The sequence below is a fragment of the Paenibacillus sp. Negev47 genome (assembly GCF_058313655.1).
On sequence record NZ_CM177754.1, the window covers coordinates 2,541,849 to 2,562,677 of the forward strand.

The 20,829-nt window shown below is 45.3% G+C and carries 17 protein-coding genes; 14 read left to right on the top strand and 3 right to left on the bottom strand.

The genetic code is table 11. The features are described 5' to 3' along the window. Window positions 1-9 precede the first annotated feature (9 nt). Window positions 10-1,347, bottom strand: a complete 1,338-nt coding sequence (locus AC4G47_RS11725; protein ID WP_491106099.1) for a hypothetical protein — start codon at window positions 1,345-1,347, stop codon at window positions 10-12. A gap of 342 nt (window positions 1,348-1,689) precedes the next feature. Here AC4G47_RS11725 and AC4G47_RS11730 point away from each other — a divergent pair, with 342 nt between their 5' ends. From AC4G47_RS11730 to AC4G47_RS11750, 5 genes are all read left to right on the top strand, one after another. Beyond that, window positions 1,690-2,496: a helix-turn-helix transcriptional regulator gene (locus AC4G47_RS11730; RefSeq protein ID WP_491106100.1), complete on the top strand. Its 807-nt coding sequence runs from the start codon at window positions 1,690-1,692 to the stop codon at window positions 2,494-2,496. A gap of 135 nt (window positions 2,497-2,631) precedes the next feature. Further along, the gene (locus AC4G47_RS11735) at window positions 2,632-3,588 is read left to right on the top strand and encodes an aldo/keto reductase (RefSeq protein ID WP_491106101.1); all 957 of its coding nucleotides are present in this window, start codon (window positions 2,632-2,634) and stop codon (window positions 3,586-3,588) included. A gap of 135 nt (window positions 3,589-3,723) precedes the next feature. Beyond that, a complete protein-coding gene (locus AC4G47_RS11740; protein WP_491106102.1) occupies window positions 3,724-4,317 on the top strand; it encodes a cupin domain-containing protein in 594 nt (197 codons plus the stop codon). 142 nt (window positions 4,318-4,459) lie between these two features. Then, window positions 4,460-5,140 (top strand): hypothetical protein, encoded by a 681-nt coding sequence (locus tag AC4G47_RS11745; RefSeq protein ID WP_491106103.1) that lies wholly within the window; start codon window positions 4,460-4,462, stop codon window positions 5,138-5,140. Window positions 5,141-5,213: 73 nt separating this feature from the next. After that, window positions 5,214-5,417: a chemotaxis protein CheW gene (locus AC4G47_RS11750; protein WP_491106104.1), complete on the top strand. Its 204-nt coding sequence runs from the start codon at window positions 5,214-5,216 to the stop codon at window positions 5,415-5,417. A gap of 92 nt (window positions 5,418-5,509) precedes the next feature. Here AC4G47_RS11750 and AC4G47_RS11755 read toward each other — a convergent pair whose 3' ends face one another. Beyond that, window positions 5,510-6,394: a LysR family transcriptional regulator gene (locus AC4G47_RS11755; protein ID WP_491106105.1), complete on the bottom strand. Its 885-nt coding sequence runs from the start codon at window positions 6,392-6,394 to the stop codon at window positions 5,510-5,512. A 112-nt stretch (window positions 6,395-6,506) separates the two neighbouring features. On the opposite strand from AC4G47_RS11755, the gene zwf reads away from it, so the two are divergent. The 8 genes from zwf to AC4G47_RS11795 all read left to right on the top strand — a co-directional run bounded on the left by zwf (window position 6,507) and on the right by AC4G47_RS11795 (window position 17,042). After that, the gene (gene zwf, locus AC4G47_RS11760) at window positions 6,507-8,030 is read left to right on the top strand and encodes a glucose-6-phosphate dehydrogenase (protein WP_491106106.1); all 1,524 of its coding nucleotides are present in this window, start codon (window positions 6,507-6,509) and stop codon (window positions 8,028-8,030) included. Window positions 8,031-8,066: 36 nt separating this feature from the next. Beyond that, window positions 8,067-8,732, top strand: coding sequence for a fructose-6-phosphate aldolase (gene fsa / locus AC4G47_RS11765; protein ID WP_076210039.1), 666 nt, complete (start codon window positions 8,067-8,069; stop codon window positions 8,730-8,732). 60 nt (window positions 8,733-8,792) lie between these two features. Then, the gene (gnd, locus tag AC4G47_RS11770; RefSeq protein WP_491106107.1) at window positions 8,793-10,211 is read left to right on the top strand and encodes an NADP-dependent phosphogluconate dehydrogenase; all 1,419 of its coding nucleotides are present in this window, start codon (window positions 8,793-8,795) and stop codon (window positions 10,209-10,211) included. A gap of 246 nt (window positions 10,212-10,457) precedes the next feature. After that, window positions 10,458-11,561 (top strand): metallophosphoesterase, encoded by a 1,104-nt coding sequence (locus AC4G47_RS11775; RefSeq protein ID WP_491106108.1) that lies wholly within the window; start codon window positions 10,458-10,460, stop codon window positions 11,559-11,561. A gap of 328 nt (window positions 11,562-11,889) precedes the next feature. Beyond that, window positions 11,890-12,732 (top strand): BglG family transcription antiterminator LicT, encoded by an 843-nt coding sequence (licT, locus tag AC4G47_RS11780; RefSeq protein ID WP_491106109.1) that lies wholly within the window; start codon window positions 11,890-11,892, stop codon window positions 12,730-12,732. Window positions 12,733-12,877: 145 nt separating this feature from the next. Continuing rightward, window positions 12,878-14,797 carry a beta-glucoside-specific PTS transporter subunit IIABC gene (locus tag AC4G47_RS11785; RefSeq protein WP_491106110.1) on the top strand — a complete coding sequence of 640 codons (1,920 nt, stop codon included), beginning with the start codon at window positions 12,878-12,880 and terminating at the stop codon, window positions 14,795-14,797. A gap of 50 nt (window positions 14,798-14,847) precedes the next feature. Beyond that, window positions 14,848-16,311 carry a glycoside hydrolase family 1 protein gene (locus AC4G47_RS11790; protein ID WP_491106111.1) on the top strand — a complete coding sequence of 488 codons (1,464 nt, stop codon included), beginning with the start codon at window positions 14,848-14,850 and terminating at the stop codon, window positions 16,309-16,311. A gap of 164 nt (window positions 16,312-16,475) precedes the next feature. Next, complete coding sequence (locus AC4G47_RS11795) at window positions 16,476-17,042, top strand: 5' nucleotidase, NT5C type (RefSeq protein ID WP_491106112.1); 567 nt, start codon at window positions 16,476-16,478, stop codon at window positions 17,040-17,042. 10 nt (window positions 17,043-17,052) lie between these two features. Here the strand turns inward: AC4G47_RS11795 and AC4G47_RS11800 are convergent, their stop codons facing one another. Continuing rightward, complete coding sequence (locus AC4G47_RS11800; RefSeq protein WP_491106113.1) at window positions 17,053-17,937, bottom strand: helix-turn-helix domain-containing protein; 885 nt, start codon at window positions 17,935-17,937, stop codon at window positions 17,053-17,055. A 134-nt stretch (window positions 17,938-18,071) separates the two neighbouring features. On the opposite strand from AC4G47_RS11800, the gene AC4G47_RS11805 reads away from it, so the two are divergent. Next, window positions 18,072-20,792 (top strand): family 78 glycoside hydrolase catalytic domain, encoded by a 2,721-nt coding sequence (locus AC4G47_RS11805; protein WP_491106114.1) that lies wholly within the window; start codon window positions 18,072-18,074, stop codon window positions 20,790-20,792. Window positions 20,793-20,829 lie beyond the last annotated feature (37 nt).

Genomic DNA, 20,829 nt, shown 5'->3' on the forward strand with positions numbered 1-20,829 from the left:
AGAAATCCCTCAAACGATCAATACTTCATATAATTCCTCGTGATTAACCTTAATCGAATCATTTTGACGCAGTTCCGAATTATGCTGCAACTGATCCAACAACTCCGTTAGAACCAAATATATCTCTTCACGCTCAACAGTCTCAATTAAGCCAGTCTTAGCATCCAACTTGTTGAAGGTCTGTGTGTAGTTCTCAACCATGGAGACGAGTTGTTTTTGTAGAGACTCCTGATCCATGGAAACTTGACTTAATTGACGGATTTCCTTCAAGCACTGCTTGTACAATTGAGCTGCTTTTTTCGCGTGTGCTGCCTTGAAGTGGTCCCACCCATCCCAATCCCGAAATGGATTGTTCAGGTTCTCCGCAAGCCATTCCGGTTTGCGTGGTTTGGTGATTTCCATATCAAGTCCGGCAGCAGGGAATTTTTTATATCTGGTTTTGATCGATTTGGCTGCATCGGCAGGCAGACTGGTTAGCCACAAGGTAGTCAATTTCGGAAGTTGCTCTGGATCAGGGAATTGTTCACCATTGAAGCCGAACAGGTCATATGTAGTGAAAGTTTGCAAATTCGCCAAATGCTGAATCGATTCTATATGGGATACGTTGCCGGGTTTACCCCACAATCGTAATTCTGAAAGCTCAAGATAGAACTGCACAAGTGGCCCCAGGTTGAGTTCCGTGATTTCTCTGATATACAGACCTGCAAGTCGCGAGACTCCGATAACTTGTGGTAGGCTGGATGGAACATGGAGAGTTATGCATTTACCCTCTTCATGAGCCACGATACGAAGATCAGGAGACAGCTCTCCTGTGAAATTCAGACTTTTCAACTTCGTGTTCAAAATTAACCGCTCCAACCCGCAGACATCCACAATAAGTTTGGTCAGGTGGCTCTTGCTGATATCCAGCATCGTTTGACCATGATTTATGATATGAAGTTCATTGATGAACGGATTCTCCTCTAAAAATGAAAAGATCGGTTCCTTACATCCATCCGTCAAACAAGGTAGCTTGGCGAGTTCGGCTACATCTTCCGCAGATGCAGGGCAGAAATCGCGGAGTGTACTCGTACTGCGCCGTAGTACACGATTGCCAACCATGACTTCTTCGTCATCATTCGCAGCTTGATTGAACTGTGCTCTTCGGATCGCATCTATACCTTCCCATTCACGCTGGCGATAAAGACTTTCTCCGATCGGCCTGCCTCCGCCATACATATTCGTTTCCTCGGTGTAAAGAGGAGGGATGCTGCCTGCAAGCTCATACTGTGGAGGAACATTAGCATGTACGAAACGATGGGCAACTCGATCATTCCAGAAGTAGAAATTACAGATCAGTGGCTTCATCTGATGAAGCTGCATTTCATTAGGCAGTTGATATCACCAGTCCAATCCAATTGAAGGACTGAGGCAAGCGTATCAGAAGATTTTACCTTCTGTTTGTTTCAGTCCAGTTACCTGTCAGGCGGCATATTGTTGTAATTCTTCGACGTACACGCAGTACACATCTCCAACCCTGGGGATCATGTTATACTCCTTTCGTTCTGTACCAATCGATGCTAAGCTACTAGTAAATGAGGAATTCTGCAGAACTAATAATAGATGAATTATATCAAAGCTATTCAGAGACTTCCATTTGGGGATAGAGTCTGTCTTGCTTGAGCAATTTTATAAAAAGGAACGATGTCTATGGACACAGGTATGAGTCGCAACAAAAAAATGGGTGAGTTTTTGAAATCGCGGAGAAGCCGCATTCAGCCGGAACAAGTCGGATTGTCGGGATCTTATGGACAGCGAAGAACGCCGGGTCTAAGACGGGAAGAAGTGGCCGTATTGGCTGGTGTGAGTGCAACGTACTACACGTGGCTTGAACAGGGTAGGGAGTTGGCGGCTTCGCGGGAAGTGATGGAGAGCATAGCGAATGCGCTCCTCTTAACACTGGAAGAGAAGAGTCATCTGTTTGACTTATGGGACCCGAATACGGAACATGAATTCCTTGCTTCGTATTCTCAACTGGAGCCAGGGTGGCAGAGCATTATTGGACAGTTGACTCATCCCTCCTTTATTACGAATGAACGTTCTGAGGTACTTGCCTGGAATGAAGCTGCAACGAAGAATCTTTTCAACTTTTCCTCGATGAAGGTGAATGAGCGTCTTATGATTCGGATTTTATTTCTGGATACAACGCTCAGGGAGCGTATGCACAACTGGGAGGAATTCGCGCGGCACTCGGTAGCTGTTTTCCGTACGTACTATGACAAGTATCCGAATGACCCCGAATTTACCAGGATAGTGAAACAGTTGAGTGAAGAAAGTGTAAATTTCCAAACGATCTGGAACCTGCACCAAGTCGAAATGAAACAAGTCAATCGAGTCCTGCTTGAAACGACGGATCGGACAGATGGTGTTGTGCATGCGTACGATATTTTTTCCATGAATAATCTGAACAGCCAATTAGGCATTCATTGTTGTATTTACGTTCCTGTTGCCGTATAAAAGGTCGATCACCCTGGTAATTTCTTTACTAGCATAAACAGAGTGTGGTTGGAATCTCGAGAGTGAAATAGAATGAACTCAAGTTCAAACGTTTCTATATAACGTTGCTATTTCAATAAGAAAAGAGGGAGCCACATGCTCAAAACAAGAACGCTGGGAAATGATAAATTACAAATATCCGGGCTCGGCCTGGGTGTGATGATGATGCCGGATAATGATGAATCGGTACATACTATTCAGGGTGCGTTGGATGCAGGAGTCACCATGTTTGATACGGCGGATCTGTACGGAGAGTATGAAAAACAGCGATTTGGAGGGAATGAAAAGCTGCTTGGACGCGCGCTTAAAGGTCGAAGATCCGAGACGATCGTTGCCACCAAATTCGGTGTAACACACACGCAGGGCCCCAAGGGAGATCCGGCCTACATCAAAAAGTCAGTAGATGCGAGTCTTTACAACCTGGGGATGGATTATATCGATCTGTATTATCAACATCGTCCTGATCCCAATACACCCATTGAAGAGACAGTAGGCACGCTTGCCGATCTGGTTCAACAGGGGAAAATTCGATATATTGGTTTGTCCGAAGCGCCAGTAGAGATCATCCGGCGTGCACATGCTGTTCACCCGATTACAGCGTTGCAGACGGAATATTCATTGTGGAGTCGTGAGCTTGAGGATGAGATTATGCCTGTCCTGCATGAATTGAACATTGGCTTAGTTCCATACAGCCCATTGGGACGTGGCTTCCTGACAGGTCAGATCCGATCTATGGACGATTTGGCGGAAGATGATTATCGTCGTCATTATCCTCGTTTTCAAGGTGAGAACTTTCAGAAAAATCTGGAGGTTGTCAGACTGATTCAAGAAATGGCTAAGCAAAAAGAATGTACGCTCTCTCAACTTGCTCTGGCCTGGTTGCTTGGAAAGGGAGAACATATCGTTCCGATCCCGGGGACTCGCAACTTGGAAAGAGTTCACGAGAACTTGGGAGCGCTACAGGTTTCCCTAACGGATGATGAGATGAACCAGATTGATCGCATATCACCCCAAGGTATTGCAGCTGGTGGGAGATCCCCCGGCCAAGTCTAGTTCCTTAAGATATGGTGCAAGAAACCTGCAGTTTCGGATCAAAAAGAGTGTATCATGTGTCAACGGTATTATCTTTCCATTCTCCGGCATACAGTACAACAATGAGATGTATGCCCAAGGAGGAGAAATAGTCGTATGATTAATCCGATTCTGCAATCCCCGGACGTTCAGCTGGCGGCTGATTCTAATGCTGTTGTTAATTACCGGAGGGACCCGCGCAATTATGTTACCCAGCTATTCGAAGCGCAACTGCCAACGATTGAAAATGGTTTCTTCAATGTTTATCTTAGCAAAGGCATTATTATACAGCCTCATTGGCACACGAATGTTACGGAAATGGTCATCGTCATCAGTGGTGAGGTTACAACATCAGTGTTTAATCCATTCACGCGTGAGCGATTGACTTATCGTTTGAAACCGGGGCAGGTTTCGGTGTTCCCCAAAGGCTGGTTTCACTGGTTTGTGGCCGAAACCGATGATGTACACGTATTAACTATTTTTGATCAACCGACCCCTGATATTGTATTTGGAGCTGATTTTCTAGCCGCAACGCCACCGGAAGTAGCACATCGGGCCTATTGTCTGGATGAAGAGGCTTATGCCAGAGCCGTTGCGTCTATTAAAAACGATGCTATTTTGGGACCGCCTATAGGGTGTGATACTGCTGTTTCCGACCTGTCTACCCAACCATCCAATGCACCCAAACCAACTAAAGGATCTAGGGATTAAGAGCAATTCCTCTCTAATAAAATAGAAGCATTCAAGCCTGCAGCTGGAACTCATCCAGTTGCAGGCTTATTCTATACGTTAACACCTATACATATCTCTGTTAATATAGTTGTAACATTGATGAAAATGGGGGATACCATCCATGACAATGACAGAGACCGAAATGCTTGAAACGGCTATGAGTTATGCACCTGTATTGATGTTTGATCGGAACGAACCCTTCTATCCGGATTTTGTTGGCATTACTGTGCTGGATCGTTCAGGTCCGTCGCCTTCATTCAGGAGGGATATTCAATTTCCGGCTGAAGCAGTCCAGTATGTAATTGAATATGCCATCTGGTGGGATTATGAGATTGGGCATCTGTATGAAATGGAGCATGTGTGGATATATGTGGGCCATGACGGTGAAGTTGTGGACTGTGAAGCTAGCTTTCATGGCAAAGTGCTGCGGGGGTTGCTGAAGGATCGGGTCAATGTGGTTGGACGTCATGTATGTTTATACTCGCAGCCTGGCAAACATGCTTTCTCACCATTGCCAGTTGTATTCGAATTATTACCGGACTTATACAGTGCAGCAGGTGCCAGGGCTGGATGTGATGGGCTACTTGTGAATGAGTTATTCCAAGGCTATTTTGAAACGAATGAGCACATTGATGCTCAGGTTATGCGTTATCTGCAAACCCAGGCGTTCGTACCTGCCATGGAGTTTGAAGAGTACCTGTTGAAACCGGAGATGTTCATGACTTGGGACAAGCTGTTTGACATTATTCCACAGCGAATTAGGTATCGGTTAGTCGAACTGGAGCAGTTGTACGGCACGTAATTCTATTCGTGTGAATCCATAGAATTTATACCAAACTCACTGTAAGAAAATGAAGTGGCACAGTTCGAGAGGATTGAACCGGATTTCACTCGTGATCTTGCGTTCCGTCGACAAAATTGCAGCATACGAAGTAGATGAGATCATTGGCAATCAGGAAGTGGTGATTAAGACGCTCGGTACGTATCTGGGTGCGATGAACCATCTGTCTGGTGCAACGATCCTGGGCAGCGGAAGAGTTGCCCTTATATTGGATGCTTCCTATCTGGTTAGTCATTAGTTGTTAGCTATAGATATTATCCAGGCCGAAGAGCCTCGTCATCCATAACTGGATGGGGAGGCTCTTTGTTGTACCTTTTTGATTGTGCCGACTCACGTTTTGAAAATGAGATCCATAAAACGGTTCGCCGCCAGAGAAATCGGCATATTACGTTTGGTCATAATTCCCACATGGGAAGGCGGGAGTGGGACATCAAGCTGAATTTCGAAGAGAGAACCTTCCTCCAACTCTTTGGATATAAATTCACGTGTTACATACGATATGCCCAATCCACGACGGGCAAATTCAATGAGCAGATCAACGCTACCGACCTCAATCTCAGGCTTCAACGTGTAATTATAGCTGTTAAACAACTCGGTTATAGCCATTCGGACCCGGCTGTTCCGGGAGAAAAGGATCAGCTGATGCTCAAGAAGCATCTCAAGTGTCATCACTTTACCCTTCAACTGAGCATAACGTTCCCCCGCTACAAAGCAGTCTTTCAACTGAATGCTTTCCCTGACTTCGAGCTGCGGATCAACAATGGGCATTCGAACAACACCAAGGTCGATCTTGCCTTCCTTCAGAAAAGTAATAACTTCTGGTGTAGTTCCATGGCTCAAATGCAGCTTGATGTTAGGGTACAAGGTGTGGAATTCCTCAAGGTACGCGAGCATGTAATGCTTGAATAGGGAGTCGCTGCCGCCAATCCTCAATTCACCATTGTCCAAACTCTTCAGTGCAGCCATCTTTTCTTCCGCAAGCGAGATGAGAATCTGAGATTGTTCAATATAGGAATATAGACTGACACCTTCCTGTGTCAACGCTACACCCTTGGAATTTCGATAAAACAAAGTGAGACCAAAGCTCTCTTCCAACTGCTTGATGGCATGACTGACGCTCGGTTGAGTGATATACAGTGCTTTGGCAGCTTGTGTCAAACTGCCTGTTTTGGCGGCCCAATAAAATACTTTATATAGTTCGTAATTTGTTGTCATAGATATGGTCTATAGCTCCTGTGAAATATATTAATTACTTGTATAGCTATAAAACGTATTATAGTGTAACTACAACAAAGAAACCAGAGTTACTTGGAAGGAGAACGGTGAGATGGAACCAACTACCATTGTTTTATTTGGTGCTACTGGCGATTTAGCCAAAAGAAAAATATATCCTGCCTTATATAACTTATATCTTGAGCAGAAGCTTCCGGAAACCTTCTCATTGATTGGTCTGGGGCGTAGAGATTGGTCTGATGAATTCTTTCAGGCACAAGTGGAAAAATCATTAAATGAATTTTCCAGACGCCAAGCTGATCCTGAAGTTGTGAAGTCATTCGTGAAAGCTTTTCGCTACAGTGTATTGAATATAAGCCATAAGGAAGATTATATAAAGCTGTTAGGATTAGTTGAACAAAGAGAAGCTGAGCTTGGCATTTCGTCCAATCGCTTGTTTTATCTCTCGGTTGGTCCAGAATTCTTTGAACCCATTGCCGAAAACATTCAAGAAAGCGGACTGGGCTCCACGGAGGGCTGGAAACGTCTCGTCATCGAGAAGCCATTTGGTCACGATCTGCAGTCTGCCAGAGACCTGAATCGCAAATTAAGCGAATCGTTCACCGAGGAAGAAATTTATCGGATTGACCATTACTTGGGCAAACCGATGGTACAGCGTCTGGAGACGTTGCATCAGAGTAACCCGATCATGAAGGCGTTATGGAACAATCGTTACATCTCCAATGTGCAAATTACGGCTAACGAGACTGTGGGTGTTGAAGAACGTGCATCCTATTATGATCATGTAGGCGCTGTGCGAGACATGTTCCAGAATCATATGCTGCAATTGCTCATGATGATGGCGATTCAGCTTCCATACAACAGTACTTCCGAAAAAGTTGGATTGAAGAAAAAGCACATCATGGAATCGATCCAGCCATTACAGAAGCAAACTGTAGGTGCAAGCATCATCCGCGGACAGTATGCTGAAGGCAACATTCAGGGCAAACAAGTAAATGCATATGCTGCTGAACCGGGTGTAGCAGAGAATACGATGAATGACACGTTCATTGCTGCCAAATTGCAAATCGATGATTTCTTCTGGCGCGGTGTTCCGTTTTACATTCGCACGGGTAAAAGAATGAAGGAGAAATCAACACGTATCGTGATTGAATTCAAAGAACCTTCAGGACAGACGAATGTGCTGAAGAACAAGGGTTCCAAGCCGAACCTGCTCGTTATCGAGATGAGTCCTGATCAGAGTATGACATTGCAGCTCAATGCAAGTGATCCTGAGAATAAAGGTGAATTCAAACCGGTTCATATTGATCTTTCTCCGGATAAAGGCGAACTCGCAGAAGCTTACGAGAACCTGATTCGTGATGCTTTGCTCGGAGATCCAACATTCTTTGCCCACTGGGATGAAGTAGAATTGTCCTGGGCTTGGGTGCAACCGATTCTGGATGCATTCCAGGAAAATCTGTTACCACTTCACTTGTATCCTGCGGGTAGCTATGGACCTGCTGAATCGGATGCTATGCTTGAAGCAGAGGGTCACCACTGGTGGTTCGATGAGCCAGCGGATCAGCAGTCTGTAGTTGCAAGTAGTACACCCTTGGCTGTTAATGCGAATCTCTAAACCATAATAAAAAAAATATCTGGAGGTAATTTAATCATGAAATTTTTTATCGATACTGCTAACGTGGAAGATATCCAAAAAGCTTACAAAATCGGCGTATTGTCTGGCGTAACGACGAACCCTTCTTTGGTAGCCAAAGAAGGCGTGAAATTTGAAGATCGTATCGAAGAAATCTTGCGTTTGGTACCTGAAGTTGAGTCCGTTTCTGCGGAAGTGACACCAGATGCCCTTACTGCTGAAGAGATGATTGCACAAGCAGACGAATTGATCAAAATTAACAACAGTGACAAAAACATTACGATCAAACTGCCAATGACACTTGCTGGACTTGAAGCTTGCCGTTACTTGACCAAAAAAGGTGTGAAAACCAACGTAACGTTGATCTTCACGGTGAACCAAGCGCTTCTGGCTGCTCGTGCTGGTGCAACATATGTATCCCCATTCCTGGGACGTCTCGATGATATCTCTGAAGATGGCGTACAATTGGTTGCCAAAGTGGCTGAATTGTTCCGTACACATAACCTGGATGCTCAGATCATTGCGGCTTCCGTGAGACATCCGGATCACGTTACACGTGTGGCGATGGCTGGAGCACATATTGCTACTGTTCCATTCTCCGTCATCGAACAGATCTCCAAACACCCGCTGACAGATCAAGGTATGGACAAATTTGCAGCGGACTGGAAAAAAACTGTACAATAATATCTAACAATTCATCCGTTTCAACTTACTATATAAATAATGGAGTATTGGGAGGACATAATGAGTAAACAACAGATTGGTGTTATTGGATTGGCAGTAATGGGTAAAAACCTGGCTTTGAATATTGAAAGCAAGGGTTTCTCGGTATCGGTATTTAACCGCTCCCCGGAGAAAACGAACGATCTTCTGAAAGAAGCAGAAGGTAAGAACCTGACAGGTGCGTTCACAATTGAAGAATTCGTGGAGTCCTTGGAATCCCCGCGCAAAATTCTGATCATGGTGCAAGCAGGTAAAGCGACAGATGCTACGATCGAGCAACTGCTTCCTCATCTGGATCAAGGCGACATTATTATCGACGGAGGTAATGCTTACTTCCCTGACACACAACGTCGCAGTAAAGATCTGGAAGAAAAAGGTTTCCGCTTTATCGGCGCAGGTGTATCCGGTGGTGAAGAAGGCGCACTGAAAGGCCCGGCAATTATGCCAGGAGGTCAGGAAAGTGCATATCAACTCGTAGAACCGATCCTTACAGCAATCTCAGCCAAAGTTGGCGATGATGCTTGCAGCACGTACATCGGACCTGACGGTGCTGGACACTATGTGAAAATGGTGCATAACGGTATCGAGTACGGAGACATGCAGTTGATTGGTGAAGCTTACCACTTGCTCAAATCCGTATTGAACGTTTCTGTAGAAGAGCTGCATGAGATCTTTACAGAATGGAATCAAGGGGAGCTGGACAGTTACCTGATCGAAATCACAGCAGATATCTTCTCCAAATACGATCCAGAAACCGGTAAACCAATGGTTGACGTGATTTTGGACGCTGCTGGACAAAAAGGAACAGGTAAATGGACAAGTCAAAGTGCACTTGACCTCGGCGTACCATTGTCCATGATTACGGAATCCGTATTCTCCCGTTTCCTGTCTGCCATGAAGGACGAGCGTGTAGCAGCTAGCAAAATCCTGAATGGACCAGTGACTGAAGCGTTCTCTGGCGACAAAAAAGCGTTCATCGAGAACGTGCGTAAAGCGCTGTTTGCAAGTAAAATCGTATCCTACGCACAAGGTTTTGCACAAATGCGTGCAGCTTCCGATGAGTACGGCTGGGATCTGAAATACGGCAACATTGCCATGATCTTCCGTGGTGGTTGCATCATCCGTTCGCAGTTCTTGCAAAACATCAAAGAAGCATATGACAAAGATGCAGAACTCAAAAACCTGCTGCTTGATCCTTACTTCCAAAACATCGTTGAATCTTATCAAGGCGCATGGCGTGAAGTTATAGCGGCTGCTGTAAAACAAGGTATTCCAGTACCTGGATTCTCCAGCGCATTGTCTTACTACGACAGCTATCGTACAGAGCGTCTGCCAGCAAACTTGCTGCAAGCGCAACGTGACTACTTCGGTGCTCACACATTCAAACGTGTGGACAAAGAAGGTTCATTCCACTTCCAGTGGATGGACACAAACGAGTAATTTTAATTCCGAAAATATAGCATTCCTGCAGTTGTCCTTGAATTTAACTATTCATGGCGGCTGCGGGAATGCTTTTTCTCGTTAAAGATTCGAATTTGAATATCATTAAATTGTAATAAAATGTACCCATCTGGGTTTTGCAAAAAGGTGATCTGACCCTTCAACTACGTTATACTTGTTCAGACGGACCTACATCCGTGATTAAAATTCAGAATACAACTTATTGACGTGGAGGTTAGACCGGGGATGTTCGTATTAGCGGGTATATTGTTTTTGGTAGTTTACGGTTTATTAGTGTTCTACATAGGCTGGAGCGGTTGGAGTTGGATGAAACCTGTCGTGTCCGCCAGATTTCGGTGGTTGTATATTATAGCGCTTGTATTCCTTGCTACTTCCTTCATTTTGGCACGAGTATTTGGAAGCATTTCGTTCCTCGGTATCATCGGTTCCTACTGGCTGGCAATCTTCTCGTTATTATTGCTGATCCTGCCCGTCATTCACCTGACGATGTGGCTGCTGAGATTAACCCGTATTCCAAGACATCACACACAGAAGTGGGCAGGTGTCGTTACGCTGGTGTTGTTAGTGTCCACATTAGGTTATGGCATTTTCAACGCCTACAGCCCAGTAGTGAGAACATATAATATCCAGATTGATAAAAAAGTAGAAGGTGTAGACAAGCTCAACATTGTCATGGCTGCTGATATGCACTTCGGACTTCTATCTGGCCCTGCACATGCCAAACGCATGGTGGAGGAGATCAATGCACTGAAGCCAGATCTGGTGCTGTACCCTGGAGATATTATTGATGACAATCTGGATATGTATCTGAATAGCGGAATTGCTGACATTATCAGTGACATTCAGGCTCCGTACGGCGTCTATGCTTCGCTCGGGAATCACGACAAGTTCGATGGTCCGATTGAAGATCTGATTGCTGCGCTGGAGAAGAGCAACATGCAAGTTCTGTACGATGACAAGATCGTTTTGGATGACAAGATCACCCTGATTGGACGGAAAGACCGGACAGAGAAGGATCGGGCAGAAGTAGCTGCATTAATGCAAGATACGGACTTGAGCCAACCGGTACTTATGATGGATCATCAACCGTATGATCTGGATATTGCGGAGCAGAACAATGTAGATCTGGTCGTATCAGGTCACACCCACCGTGGTCAGATTGCACCGGCTCAGTTCATCACACAGGCGATCTACGAGAATGATTGGGGTTATCTGCAAAAGGGTTCCATGCACTCCATCGTGACCTCCGGATTTGGCTTCTGGGGACCTCCAATTCGTACGAGTAGTCGTTCGGAAATTGTACAGATTAATGTGACATTTCAACAGTGAGACAGAGGGCCCTTCGAGAGAAGGGTCTTCAGTTTGTTCGAAGCAAGTGATAAGTTCTTGAGTGACGCCGTTTGAATCTGCATCAAAATGTGAATATTAAAACATATGTACCCTTAACCGCGGAAGCTTAGGGAAATGACTCATGTAAGGGAATGAAGTGGAATAGCAGTACTAGTATTTTTGGGTTGACACCGTTTTCAGGTTATGATAAATTAGATCCGAGGCTTGTTACCGGTAACGCGGGCAAAACCACGATGGAAATGATTTTATTATTTCTGTTTTGGTTTTGCCCTTTTTTATTCCTCAAAAAAAACCAGGTGGGTCCATAATGATTATTAAACAGATATTTAATAACAATATTGTCAGTACCGTGGATGACAAAAATCAGGAACTGCTGATCCTCGGCCGGGGTATCGGATTCAAGTTCAAAGCAGGCGATGAGATTGATGAAGAGCGAATTGAGAAAGTATTCCGTCTTCAGGATGCATCGATCTATGAGAAATTCAAATCCATCGTAGCTGAAGTGCCGATTGAGATTTTGCAGGCAACAGATGATATTGTGACACTGGCACGAACGCAATTGAATAAAACCATCAGTGACGGGATCTATGTCTCGCTGTCTGATCATATTCACTTTGCTGTTCAACGCTTGGAAAAAGGAATGATTACTCGCAATCCACTCTCCTGGGAAGTTCAGCATTTCTATAAGGCGGAGTATGATGTGGCCAGAGAAGCACTGACCTTGTTGAAAGAAAGACTGGATATTGAGTTTCCCAAAGATGAAATCTGTAATATTGCACTACATTTCATCAATGCGGAAGTAAATGATTCCATGAACAATGTCACCCATCTAATGCAGCTGTTGCAGGAGATCATGAATATCATCAAATATCACTTCAACATCGAATTGGACGAAGATAGCGTCAACTATTTCCGCTTCATCACCCATTTGAAATATTTCTGTCAGCGTGTCATTACACATTCTTCACATGATGATGCCGAGGAGTATTTGTACGAGGTAGTTCGGAAAAACTATCCGGAGACTTTCAAATGCATTGGCAAGATCGAGACTTTTATCCATAAAAACTATCAGTATGACATGACCCACTCTGAACAGTTATATCTAACGCTCCATCTGGAACGTTTGATGAAAACCAAGCGGGACATGTAATATTCACGCGATAGATTAAACCACAATTTGATATCCTATGGGCTTGTTACTGTTCAATCAGGCAATACCCGAATGAGATGGCGCCATCAATATGCGCTATATTCGTTCGGGTATTTTTTATTGAAAAAATGAGGAGGAAAACATCATGAAACATCAGGAAACGGCGCAGGAAATCATTAAAGCCGTTGGGGGAACAAAAAATATCAATTCAGTGTATCACTGCGTCACACGTTTGCGCTTTGATCTAAAGGACAACGAGAAAGTTGACAATGGCTCACTCAAGAAATTGGATAAGGTCATGGGAACAAATATTTCCGGCGATCAATTCCAAGTCATTATCGGTAATGATGTGGCAAAAGTGTTCGATGCCATGGTGAAGGGAAATCCGGCAATCCAGCAAACTACAGAAAATAAAGAGCCAAAGTCGGATAAAAAACAAAATGTCGTGCTGAAAATTTTTGAAACAATCGCAGGTGTCTTTGCACCGATGCTTCCAGCGATTACTGCGGCAGGTATGCTCAAAGGATTACTTGCACTATTCGTGTCCGTAGGTTGGATGTCTGCTGGAACGGATACGTATCGTATTCTTTCAGCCATTGGTGACGGCGTATTCCACTACCTGCCTTTACTGATTGCAGTTAGCGCTGCTCGTAAATTCGGCAGTAACCCGTTTGTTGCGATTGCGCTAGGTACTGCACTGATGTATCCAGACATGACAGCATTGCTATCTAGCGGTGAATCGGTTGGATTTTTGGGAATCCCGGTTACGGCTGTAAGTTATGCTTCATCGGTTATTCCGATTTTACTCGCTGTATGGTTGATGTCCTATGTTGAGAAATGGGTTGACCGCGTGATCCCTGCTGCACTCAAGCTATTGCTTGTGCCACTGATTACCTTGCTTGTTATGGTTCCGGTGACGCTGATTGCAATCGGTCCATTGGGTACATTTGTAGGTAGCGGATTGTCTGGCGGTATCAACTGGCTGTTGAATGAAGGCGGATTGATTGCAGGTATTGTTCTTGGCGGTGCGATGGCACTCATTATTATGACAGGAATGCACTATGCACTTGTGCCGATCATCCTGAGTAATATCGCCACATTGGGCTTCGATAAATTCCTGCCATTGACGTATATCTCCAATATGGGTCAGGCCGGAGCGACTTTGGGTGTATTCTTCCGTGCAAAAGACAAAAAGCTTAAAACAGTTGCATTGTCCACGAGCTTTACAGCTCTGATGGGTGTAACCGAGCCAGCAATGTACGGTGTAAACATGAAATATAAAAAACCGTTTGCCGCTGCGATGATTGGTAGTGCAGTAGGTGGCGGATTCGCTCTTGCTTTTGGAGCCAAAGCGTATGTGCTTGCGGGTAATGGGGGTCTTCCAGGTCTGCCAGCCCTGATCGGACAAACCTTCTGGTATTCCTTAGGCGGTATGATCCTTGCCTTTGTAGTTGGGGCAATTATGTCTACTGTGTTCGGGATCAAGGAAGAAGAAGGCGACGCCGAGGCGTTGGCTCAATTCTCACCAGGTGCTTCTGCTGCACCAGCAAAAGCACCTTCCAGCGATGTTGCAACCGTGAACGTGGATGACATGGGCGCTCCAACACCGACGAGTGATGCAGTAGCTGTTGCACCGATGACAGGTACATCGATTCCGCTTAAAGAAGTCAATGATCCAACATTCGGTGATGAATTGATGGGTAAAGGTGTCGCATTTGTTCCAACGGTGGGTGAATTGGTTTCTCCAGTGACAGGTACCATCATGAATGTGTTCAAAACGAAACATGCGATCGTTGTCCGCAGTGATAACGGAATGGAATTGCTGATTCATGTTGGAATTAACACGGTGAAGCTGCGTGGACAGTACTTCGATGCACATGTTGCTACAGGGGCACGTGTACAGGCCGGAGACAAGTTACTCACATTTGAACTGGCCGAGATTGCAAAAGAATACGACATTACAACCGCTATGGTGGTTACTAATACGGCTGATTACAAGGCAGTTTTGCCTGTGAAATTGGGTGAAATCACGATAGGTCAAGAAGTATTGAAAGCTGAAATCTAAACTGTGTCTTCGGAATAAAGACAAAATCAACAAAAGAAGGAGAGATACGAATGATCAATCGACAAGGGTTTCCAGAAGGATTTCTATGGGGCGGCGCTATTGCCGCCAATCAGGCTGAAGGTGGATTCGACGTTGGCGGCAAAGGATGGTCCACAGCGGACATGGTTCCTTATTTTGAGAAAAAGGATTATACCAACCTTAGAGAACTGATGCATGTCACCAGTGCAACGGTTGAGAAAGCAATGGCACATCACAGTGCAGAAGGTTATCCGAAGCGTTACGGGATTGATTTTTACCACCGTTTCAAAGAGGATATTGCGCTCTTCGCAGAGCTGGGCTTCAAGACATTCCGTCTGTCCATCAACTGGCCGCGTATTTTCCCGAATGGTTATGATGCCGAGCCGAATGAAGAGGGACTGCGCTTCTATGACGAAGTGTTCGATGAACTCCGGAAATACAATATCGAACCACTTGTAACCCTCTCGCATTATGAGATGCCTATGGCACTTGTCCTGAAATATAACGGCTGGGCTGGTCGCGAAGTGATTGGACATTTTGTGAGATATGCGGAAACCGTGATGACCCGGTACAAGGACAAAGTAAAATATTGGTTGACGTTCAATGAGATTAACACAACCATTATTGAACCTTTTACAGGTGGCGGTATTATTGAAGATCGAGTTGAGAACACGATGCAAGCTTCTTATCAGGCACTTCATCATCAATTTGTAGCCAGCAGCCTGGTGACAGAGAAAGCACGTCAGATTAACCCGAACTTCCAGATCGGATGTATGCTTGCTCGCATGATTCATTACCCGGCGACGTCGAAACCAGAGGATGTGCTGCAAGCTCAGATCGATAATCAGCTAAACCTGCTGCATACGGATGTACAAGTTCGCGGTAGTTATCCAACGTTTATGGCTCGGTACTGGTCAGAGAACGGGATTACGATTGCCATGGAACCGGGAGATGAGCAGATCTTGCGTGAGCACACGGTTGATTTCATCTCGTTTAGTTATTATACATCTCTGGTATCCGCAGTTAATCCAGAGGAATATGGAGTAACTGGAGGCAACCTGTACAGTACGATCAAGAACCCGAACCTGAAGCGTACGGAATGGGGCTGGCAGCTTGATCCGATCGGTCTGCGCGTTGCACTGAAAGAGCTGTATGATCGTTATCAACTGCCATTGTTTGTGGTGGAGAACGGCCTTGGGGCCAAAGATACGGTTGAAGCAGATGGCTCCATCAACGATGATTACCGGATTGATTATCTGAGAAAACATATTACACAAATGAAAGAAGCCGTTATGGATGGTGTGGACCTGATGGGATATACCAACTGGGGAGCGATTGACATCATCAGTGCATCCACTTCGGAAATGTCCAAGCGTTATGGCGTAATCTACGTGGATCAGGATGACAACGGACAAGGCACATTGAATCGTTATAAGAAAAAAAGCTTTGGCTGGTACCAAAAAGTCATTGCCTCGAATGGTGAGAACTTGGAATAGATCAATCTATAAAGGCACCCCGGCGTAGCACCATTGCGGCGCAGGGGAGCCTTTTTATTATAATCTGGCAGAATTCTCTTGAAGGCTAATGGCACTGTAATGTGAAAAAGATGACTTCATAACATTCGGGATGGTATACTGTGTTCGTATTGGGGGGGATAACCATGAAGAAGCCTATTATAGCTGTAGATATGGATGACACGATATGTCATCTGGTCAAGCGGGCTATTTATCACAACAACCTCAACTTCCCGACCCATCCGCTTCGCTACGAGGATATGATCCATTGGGATACAACCCATTTGCGTCATCCGGAGAGCACGCATGATGTATTCTATGGTCGGCCGGGTCTGTTCGAGGAATTGGAATTATACGATGAGTATGTTGTAGATGAGATGCGAAAGCTGAACGATGCGTATGATGTTATTGTTGTGACGGCAGCGGAACCAAGAACAGTCGTTGAGAAGTGGAACTGGCTTCAGCAGCATATGCCTTTTATAAGCGCAGAACAGTTTATTACATGTAAAAGAAAAAACCTGCTCGGTTTCGATCTGCTCATTGATGATGGAGCACATAACCTGATTCCCGCGCATGAGGATGGCAAGAAAGTCATCTGTATCCCGCATCCATGGAATATACAGGAGCGTGAGCGATACAACTTTCCGTTGATGTCTTCTTGGAAAGAGGCTAAGGCTTACATAGATGAAGTGTTACAGGTTGTCGGTGTCTGAAACGTTAATTTTATTGTCCAGAGCGCGGTGCTCTGGATTTTTTGCGATAGGCCAGTGGCGTTTCGCCTGTTATTTTTTTGAATGCAGCGTAGAATGAATCCATATCCCGATATCCGACAAGCTCCGCAATCAGGCTGACTTTGTGCCCTGAACTTTTGAGCAGTTCGCAGCTTTTTTGTATACGAAGATGTTGCAGGTGGCTGCTAAAGGTCTGTCCGGTATGCCTTAGAAACATTCGTCCGATCTGCTTTTCGCTCCAGCCTGATACACGTACGAGATCAGACATCCGAATACGATTGCTCACGTGTTGCTTGAGATAATGAAGAATGTACTCAAAATCGGTAGAATGGAGTTCTTCATCATGAACCTCTTGATTGAGTTGTCTGTAGGTCATCAATACCAACTGGCTTACCAGGGTGTATAACATGGTAGACGAACCGATTCCCGGAACGGAGGATTCTCGATACAGCTTCACCAATAGTTCTTCAATCTGGTCGTTGTGATCCACAACGGATATATAAGGAACCTGATTTTGTGCCAGATCCATCAGATGTTGAATGATTTCTTTTTCCTGAATGACGGATGTCAGTGTGTTGATCAATTCAGCATTGAAGAGACAATTATATAGAATTAATGGATGCTCGCTAACGTTTGTGGACACAGGACGGAAAACATGAGGGACACCGACAGGAATGACAAACAGCATCCCTTTCGTCACCGGAATGATATCTTCACCGATATGGTGAAAGCCCTTTCCTTCGGAAACATAGCTATATTCAATAAAATCATGTGCGTGAAATGGAAGCACAAAATCTTCAGAGCAACGATTGACGAAAAGCTGCAGATGATTATGCAGAAAGTACTCACTTTTCATAAGTTGTACAGATGAATTCACAAGTAACCTCCTCGCATAGATGGCTGAACCCCCGGATGAAATAGTCCTGATTACCGGGTATGTACGACAACAGGATCGATATAATTATATCGTAACCCGGAATGGGAAGCCAAGATGGAAAGGACGATATGCTGATGTTCAACGTTAGTCACCTTCGTTGTGAGTACAAAATTAATCCGATTGGTCTCGACGTAAAATCACCGCGTTTAAGCTGGCAGCTGCAATCCGATCGTCGGAACTGCATGCAATCTGCTTACCAGATTCAGCTGTCGTTGACAGAAGATTTTAAAGCGATTACATGGGATTCAGGAGAGCAAAACACGGATCAATCCATACATGTGGAATTAAACCATTTTCAGCCTTCTCCGCGAACGCGATATTACTACCGAATTCGGGCCTGGGATGATGAAGGAAAGGAATCTGGTGGGTCTGAAACGGCTTATTTCGAAATGGGACTGATGGATAGCAACAACCGGTGGAAAGCGGAATGGATTACAGCTCAACCAACGGACGATGCGGAACGGTCATGCCCGCGAATGCGCAAGCAGTTTAATGTGAAACAACCGGTTACGTCTGCCAGAATATATGTGACAGCACTTGGATTATACGAGTTGCATATGAACAACACAAGAGTAGGAGAAGATTATTTTACACCAGGCTGGACTTCTTATTGTAAGCGGTTACAATATCAAACCTATGATGTAACACATCTACTTCAGGATGGGCAGAACATATTGGGTGCTTATCTGGGTGATGGTTGGTACCGAGGGTATCTTGGCTGGAACAAAGAACGGGAGATATTTGGATCGACATCCGCATTGCTGCTGGAATTGCATATGAAATACGCAGATGGTTCGGAGGAATGGATTTTATCCAATGGGGATTGGACGGCTGCTCCAAGTGCCATTCGCATGTCGGACATCTATATGGGAGAGACGTATGATGCACGAATGGAGTCCGATTGGTCGGATTCATCTCAAGTGAATTGGTCACCCGTGAACGTACTGGAACATCCGAAAGATATCATCGTTGCGCAGGAGAACGTACCCGTCACCCAAGTCGAACAGCTGCAGCCAATCGCCTTGCTAACAACCCCACAGGGAGATCGTGTAATCGACATGGGGCAGAATATGGTGGGATGGGTGAAATTCAGCATTCAAGGTGAGGCGGGTCATACGGTTGAGTTGCACCATGCTGAGATATTGGATCATGAAGGCAACTTCTACACCGATAATCTTCGCGCAGCCAAGCAGTGCATTCGCTACACCTGCAAGGGGGATGGAGTGGAAACTTTTGAACCGCATTTTACGTTCCAAGGGTTTCGCTATGTGAAGCTGGTTAACTTCCCGGAACACGTTCGTCTGGAGGAATTCACCGGAATAGTGCTGCACTCGAATATGGAGCAAACAGGTCAGTTCTCATGCTCCAGTCCACTGGTGAACCAGCTGCATCACAATATATTGTGGGGGCAAAAGGGGAATTTCCTTGATGTGCCGACCGACTGTCCACAGAGGGATGAACGGCTCGGATGGACCGGCGATGCGCAGATGTTTGTCCGCACGTCGTCCTACCTGATGAATACGGCTCCCTTCTTCACCAAATGGCTGCGGGATCTGGAAGCGGACCAGGGAGAAGATGGCGGTATTCCATTCTTCGTTCCGGATCTGAGAAGTTCCACGTCAGAAGGATGGGGAGACACCAGTCATTCTTCTGCCGCTTGGGGTGATGCAGCAGTCATCTGTCCATGGACCATCTATGAGATGTATGGGGATGCCAGATTACTGGCCGAACAATATGAGAGTATGAAGGGTTGGATTGAATACATTCACGTACAGGGTGACAATCCATATCTGTGGAACACGGGATTCCACTTTGGCGATTGGCTGGGACTGGACTCCAAGCCCGATAGTTATGTCGGCGCAACGGACACGGACTATGTGGCAACTGCATTCTATGCCTATTCGGTTTTGTTAACTCAAAAAGCGGCTGAGGTCCTTGGAAAGACAGACGATGCTCAATATTACAAGCAGTTGCATACGAACATTGTTCATGCCTTTAGAAATGAATTCGTGACTCCAGCCGGCAAAATAGCTGTTCCGACGCAAACAGCGCATGTTCTTGCGCTTCAATTTGACTTACTGGACGCCACTGCTCGAACTCGTGCTGTTGAACAATTGGCAAAACTCGTAAAAGAGGCGGGCAATCATCTTACTACAGGATTCGTGGGTACACCTTATCTGAATCCGGTACTGAGTGACGCAGGTCTTCACGGCCTGGCGTATACATTACTTTTTCAAGAGGATTATCCGTCCTGGTTGTATCAGGTGACTCAAGGCGCAACGACTGTCTGGGAACATTGGGATGGGATCAAAGAGGATGGCAGTCTCTGGAGTGCTGACATGAACTCATTTAACCATTATGCGTACGGTGCGATTGGGGAATGGTTGTATCGTTATGTTGCGGGAATCCGATCCAATGAACATCAGCCAGGGTTCCGAATGGTGCATATCGAGCCGCAACCCGGACCGGGACTGGATTGGGTGGAAGCGAGTCTTGAGACGATGTATGGCCAAGTCGCATCCAGCTGGCACCGACTGGCGGATAACGAAATGGAGATACGGGTGCATATTCCTGTTAATACGAGAGGCACGGTTCGTTTGCCTGGAGCTGGTGCTCAATTGATTCTGGAGCAAGGGAAACCTTTGGAGCAAGTGAGTGAAGTTCAGGATATTCGGAGTATTGGAGACGATGTTGAAGTTACACTGGGATCTGGAAGTTACCAATTCAAGTACAACTACTTTAATGCGGCGAAGGAAGAGGATGCGCAAGAAGCCAGATTGACAGAGTCCGTATAATAAATAGAATAAGCAGAAAGATGTACATTTGAAGAGG

Excerpts from the sequence above, each read along its gene's own strand:
- licT (WP_491106109.1), top strand. The coding sequence starts at position 11,890 with ATGATTATTAAACAGATATTTAATAACAATATTGTCAGTACCGTGGAT.
- AC4G47_RS11790 (WP_491106111.1), top strand. The coding sequence starts at position 14,848 with ATGATCAATCGACAAGGGTTTCCAGAAGGATTTCTATGGGGCGGCGCT.
- gnd (WP_491106107.1), top strand. The coding sequence starts at position 8,793 with ATGAGTAAACAACAGATTGGTGTTATTGGATTGGCAGTAATGGGTAAA.
- AC4G47_RS11745 (WP_491106103.1), top strand. The coding sequence starts at position 4,460 with ATGACAATGACAGAGACCGAAATGCTTGAAACGGCTATGAGTTATGCA.
- AC4G47_RS11740 (WP_491106102.1), top strand. The coding sequence starts at position 3,724 with ATGATTAATCCGATTCTGCAATCCCCGGACGTTCAGCTGGCGGCTGAT.
- AC4G47_RS11805 (WP_491106114.1), top strand. The coding sequence starts at position 18,072 with ATGTTCAACGTTAGTCACCTTCGTTGTGAGTACAAAATTAATCCGATT.
- zwf (WP_491106106.1), top strand. The coding sequence starts at position 6,507 with ATGGAACCAACTACCATTGTTTTATTTGGTGCTACTGGCGATTTAGCC.
- AC4G47_RS11785 (WP_491106110.1), top strand. The coding sequence starts at position 12,878 with ATGAAACATCAGGAAACGGCGCAGGAAATCATTAAAGCCGTTGGGGGA.
- AC4G47_RS11755 (WP_491106105.1), bottom strand. The coding sequence starts at position 6,394 with ATGACAACAAATTACGAACTATATAAAGTATTTTATTGGGCCGCCAAA.
- AC4G47_RS11725 (WP_491106099.1), bottom strand. The coding sequence starts at position 1,347 with ATGAAGCCACTGATCTGTAATTTCTACTTCTGGAATGATCGAGTTGCC.
- AC4G47_RS11730 (WP_491106100.1), top strand. The coding sequence starts at position 1,690 with ATGGACACAGGTATGAGTCGCAACAAAAAAATGGGTGAGTTTTTGAAA.
- AC4G47_RS11775 (WP_491106108.1), top strand. The coding sequence starts at position 10,458 with ATGTTCGTATTAGCGGGTATATTGTTTTTGGTAGTTTACGGTTTATTA.
- fsa (WP_076210039.1), top strand. The coding sequence starts at position 8,067 with ATGAAATTTTTTATCGATACTGCTAACGTGGAAGATATCCAAAAAGCT.
- AC4G47_RS11795 (WP_491106112.1), top strand. The coding sequence starts at position 16,476 with ATGAAGAAGCCTATTATAGCTGTAGATATGGATGACACGATATGTCAT.
- AC4G47_RS11735 (WP_491106101.1), top strand. The coding sequence starts at position 2,632 with ATGCTCAAAACAAGAACGCTGGGAAATGATAAATTACAAATATCCGGG.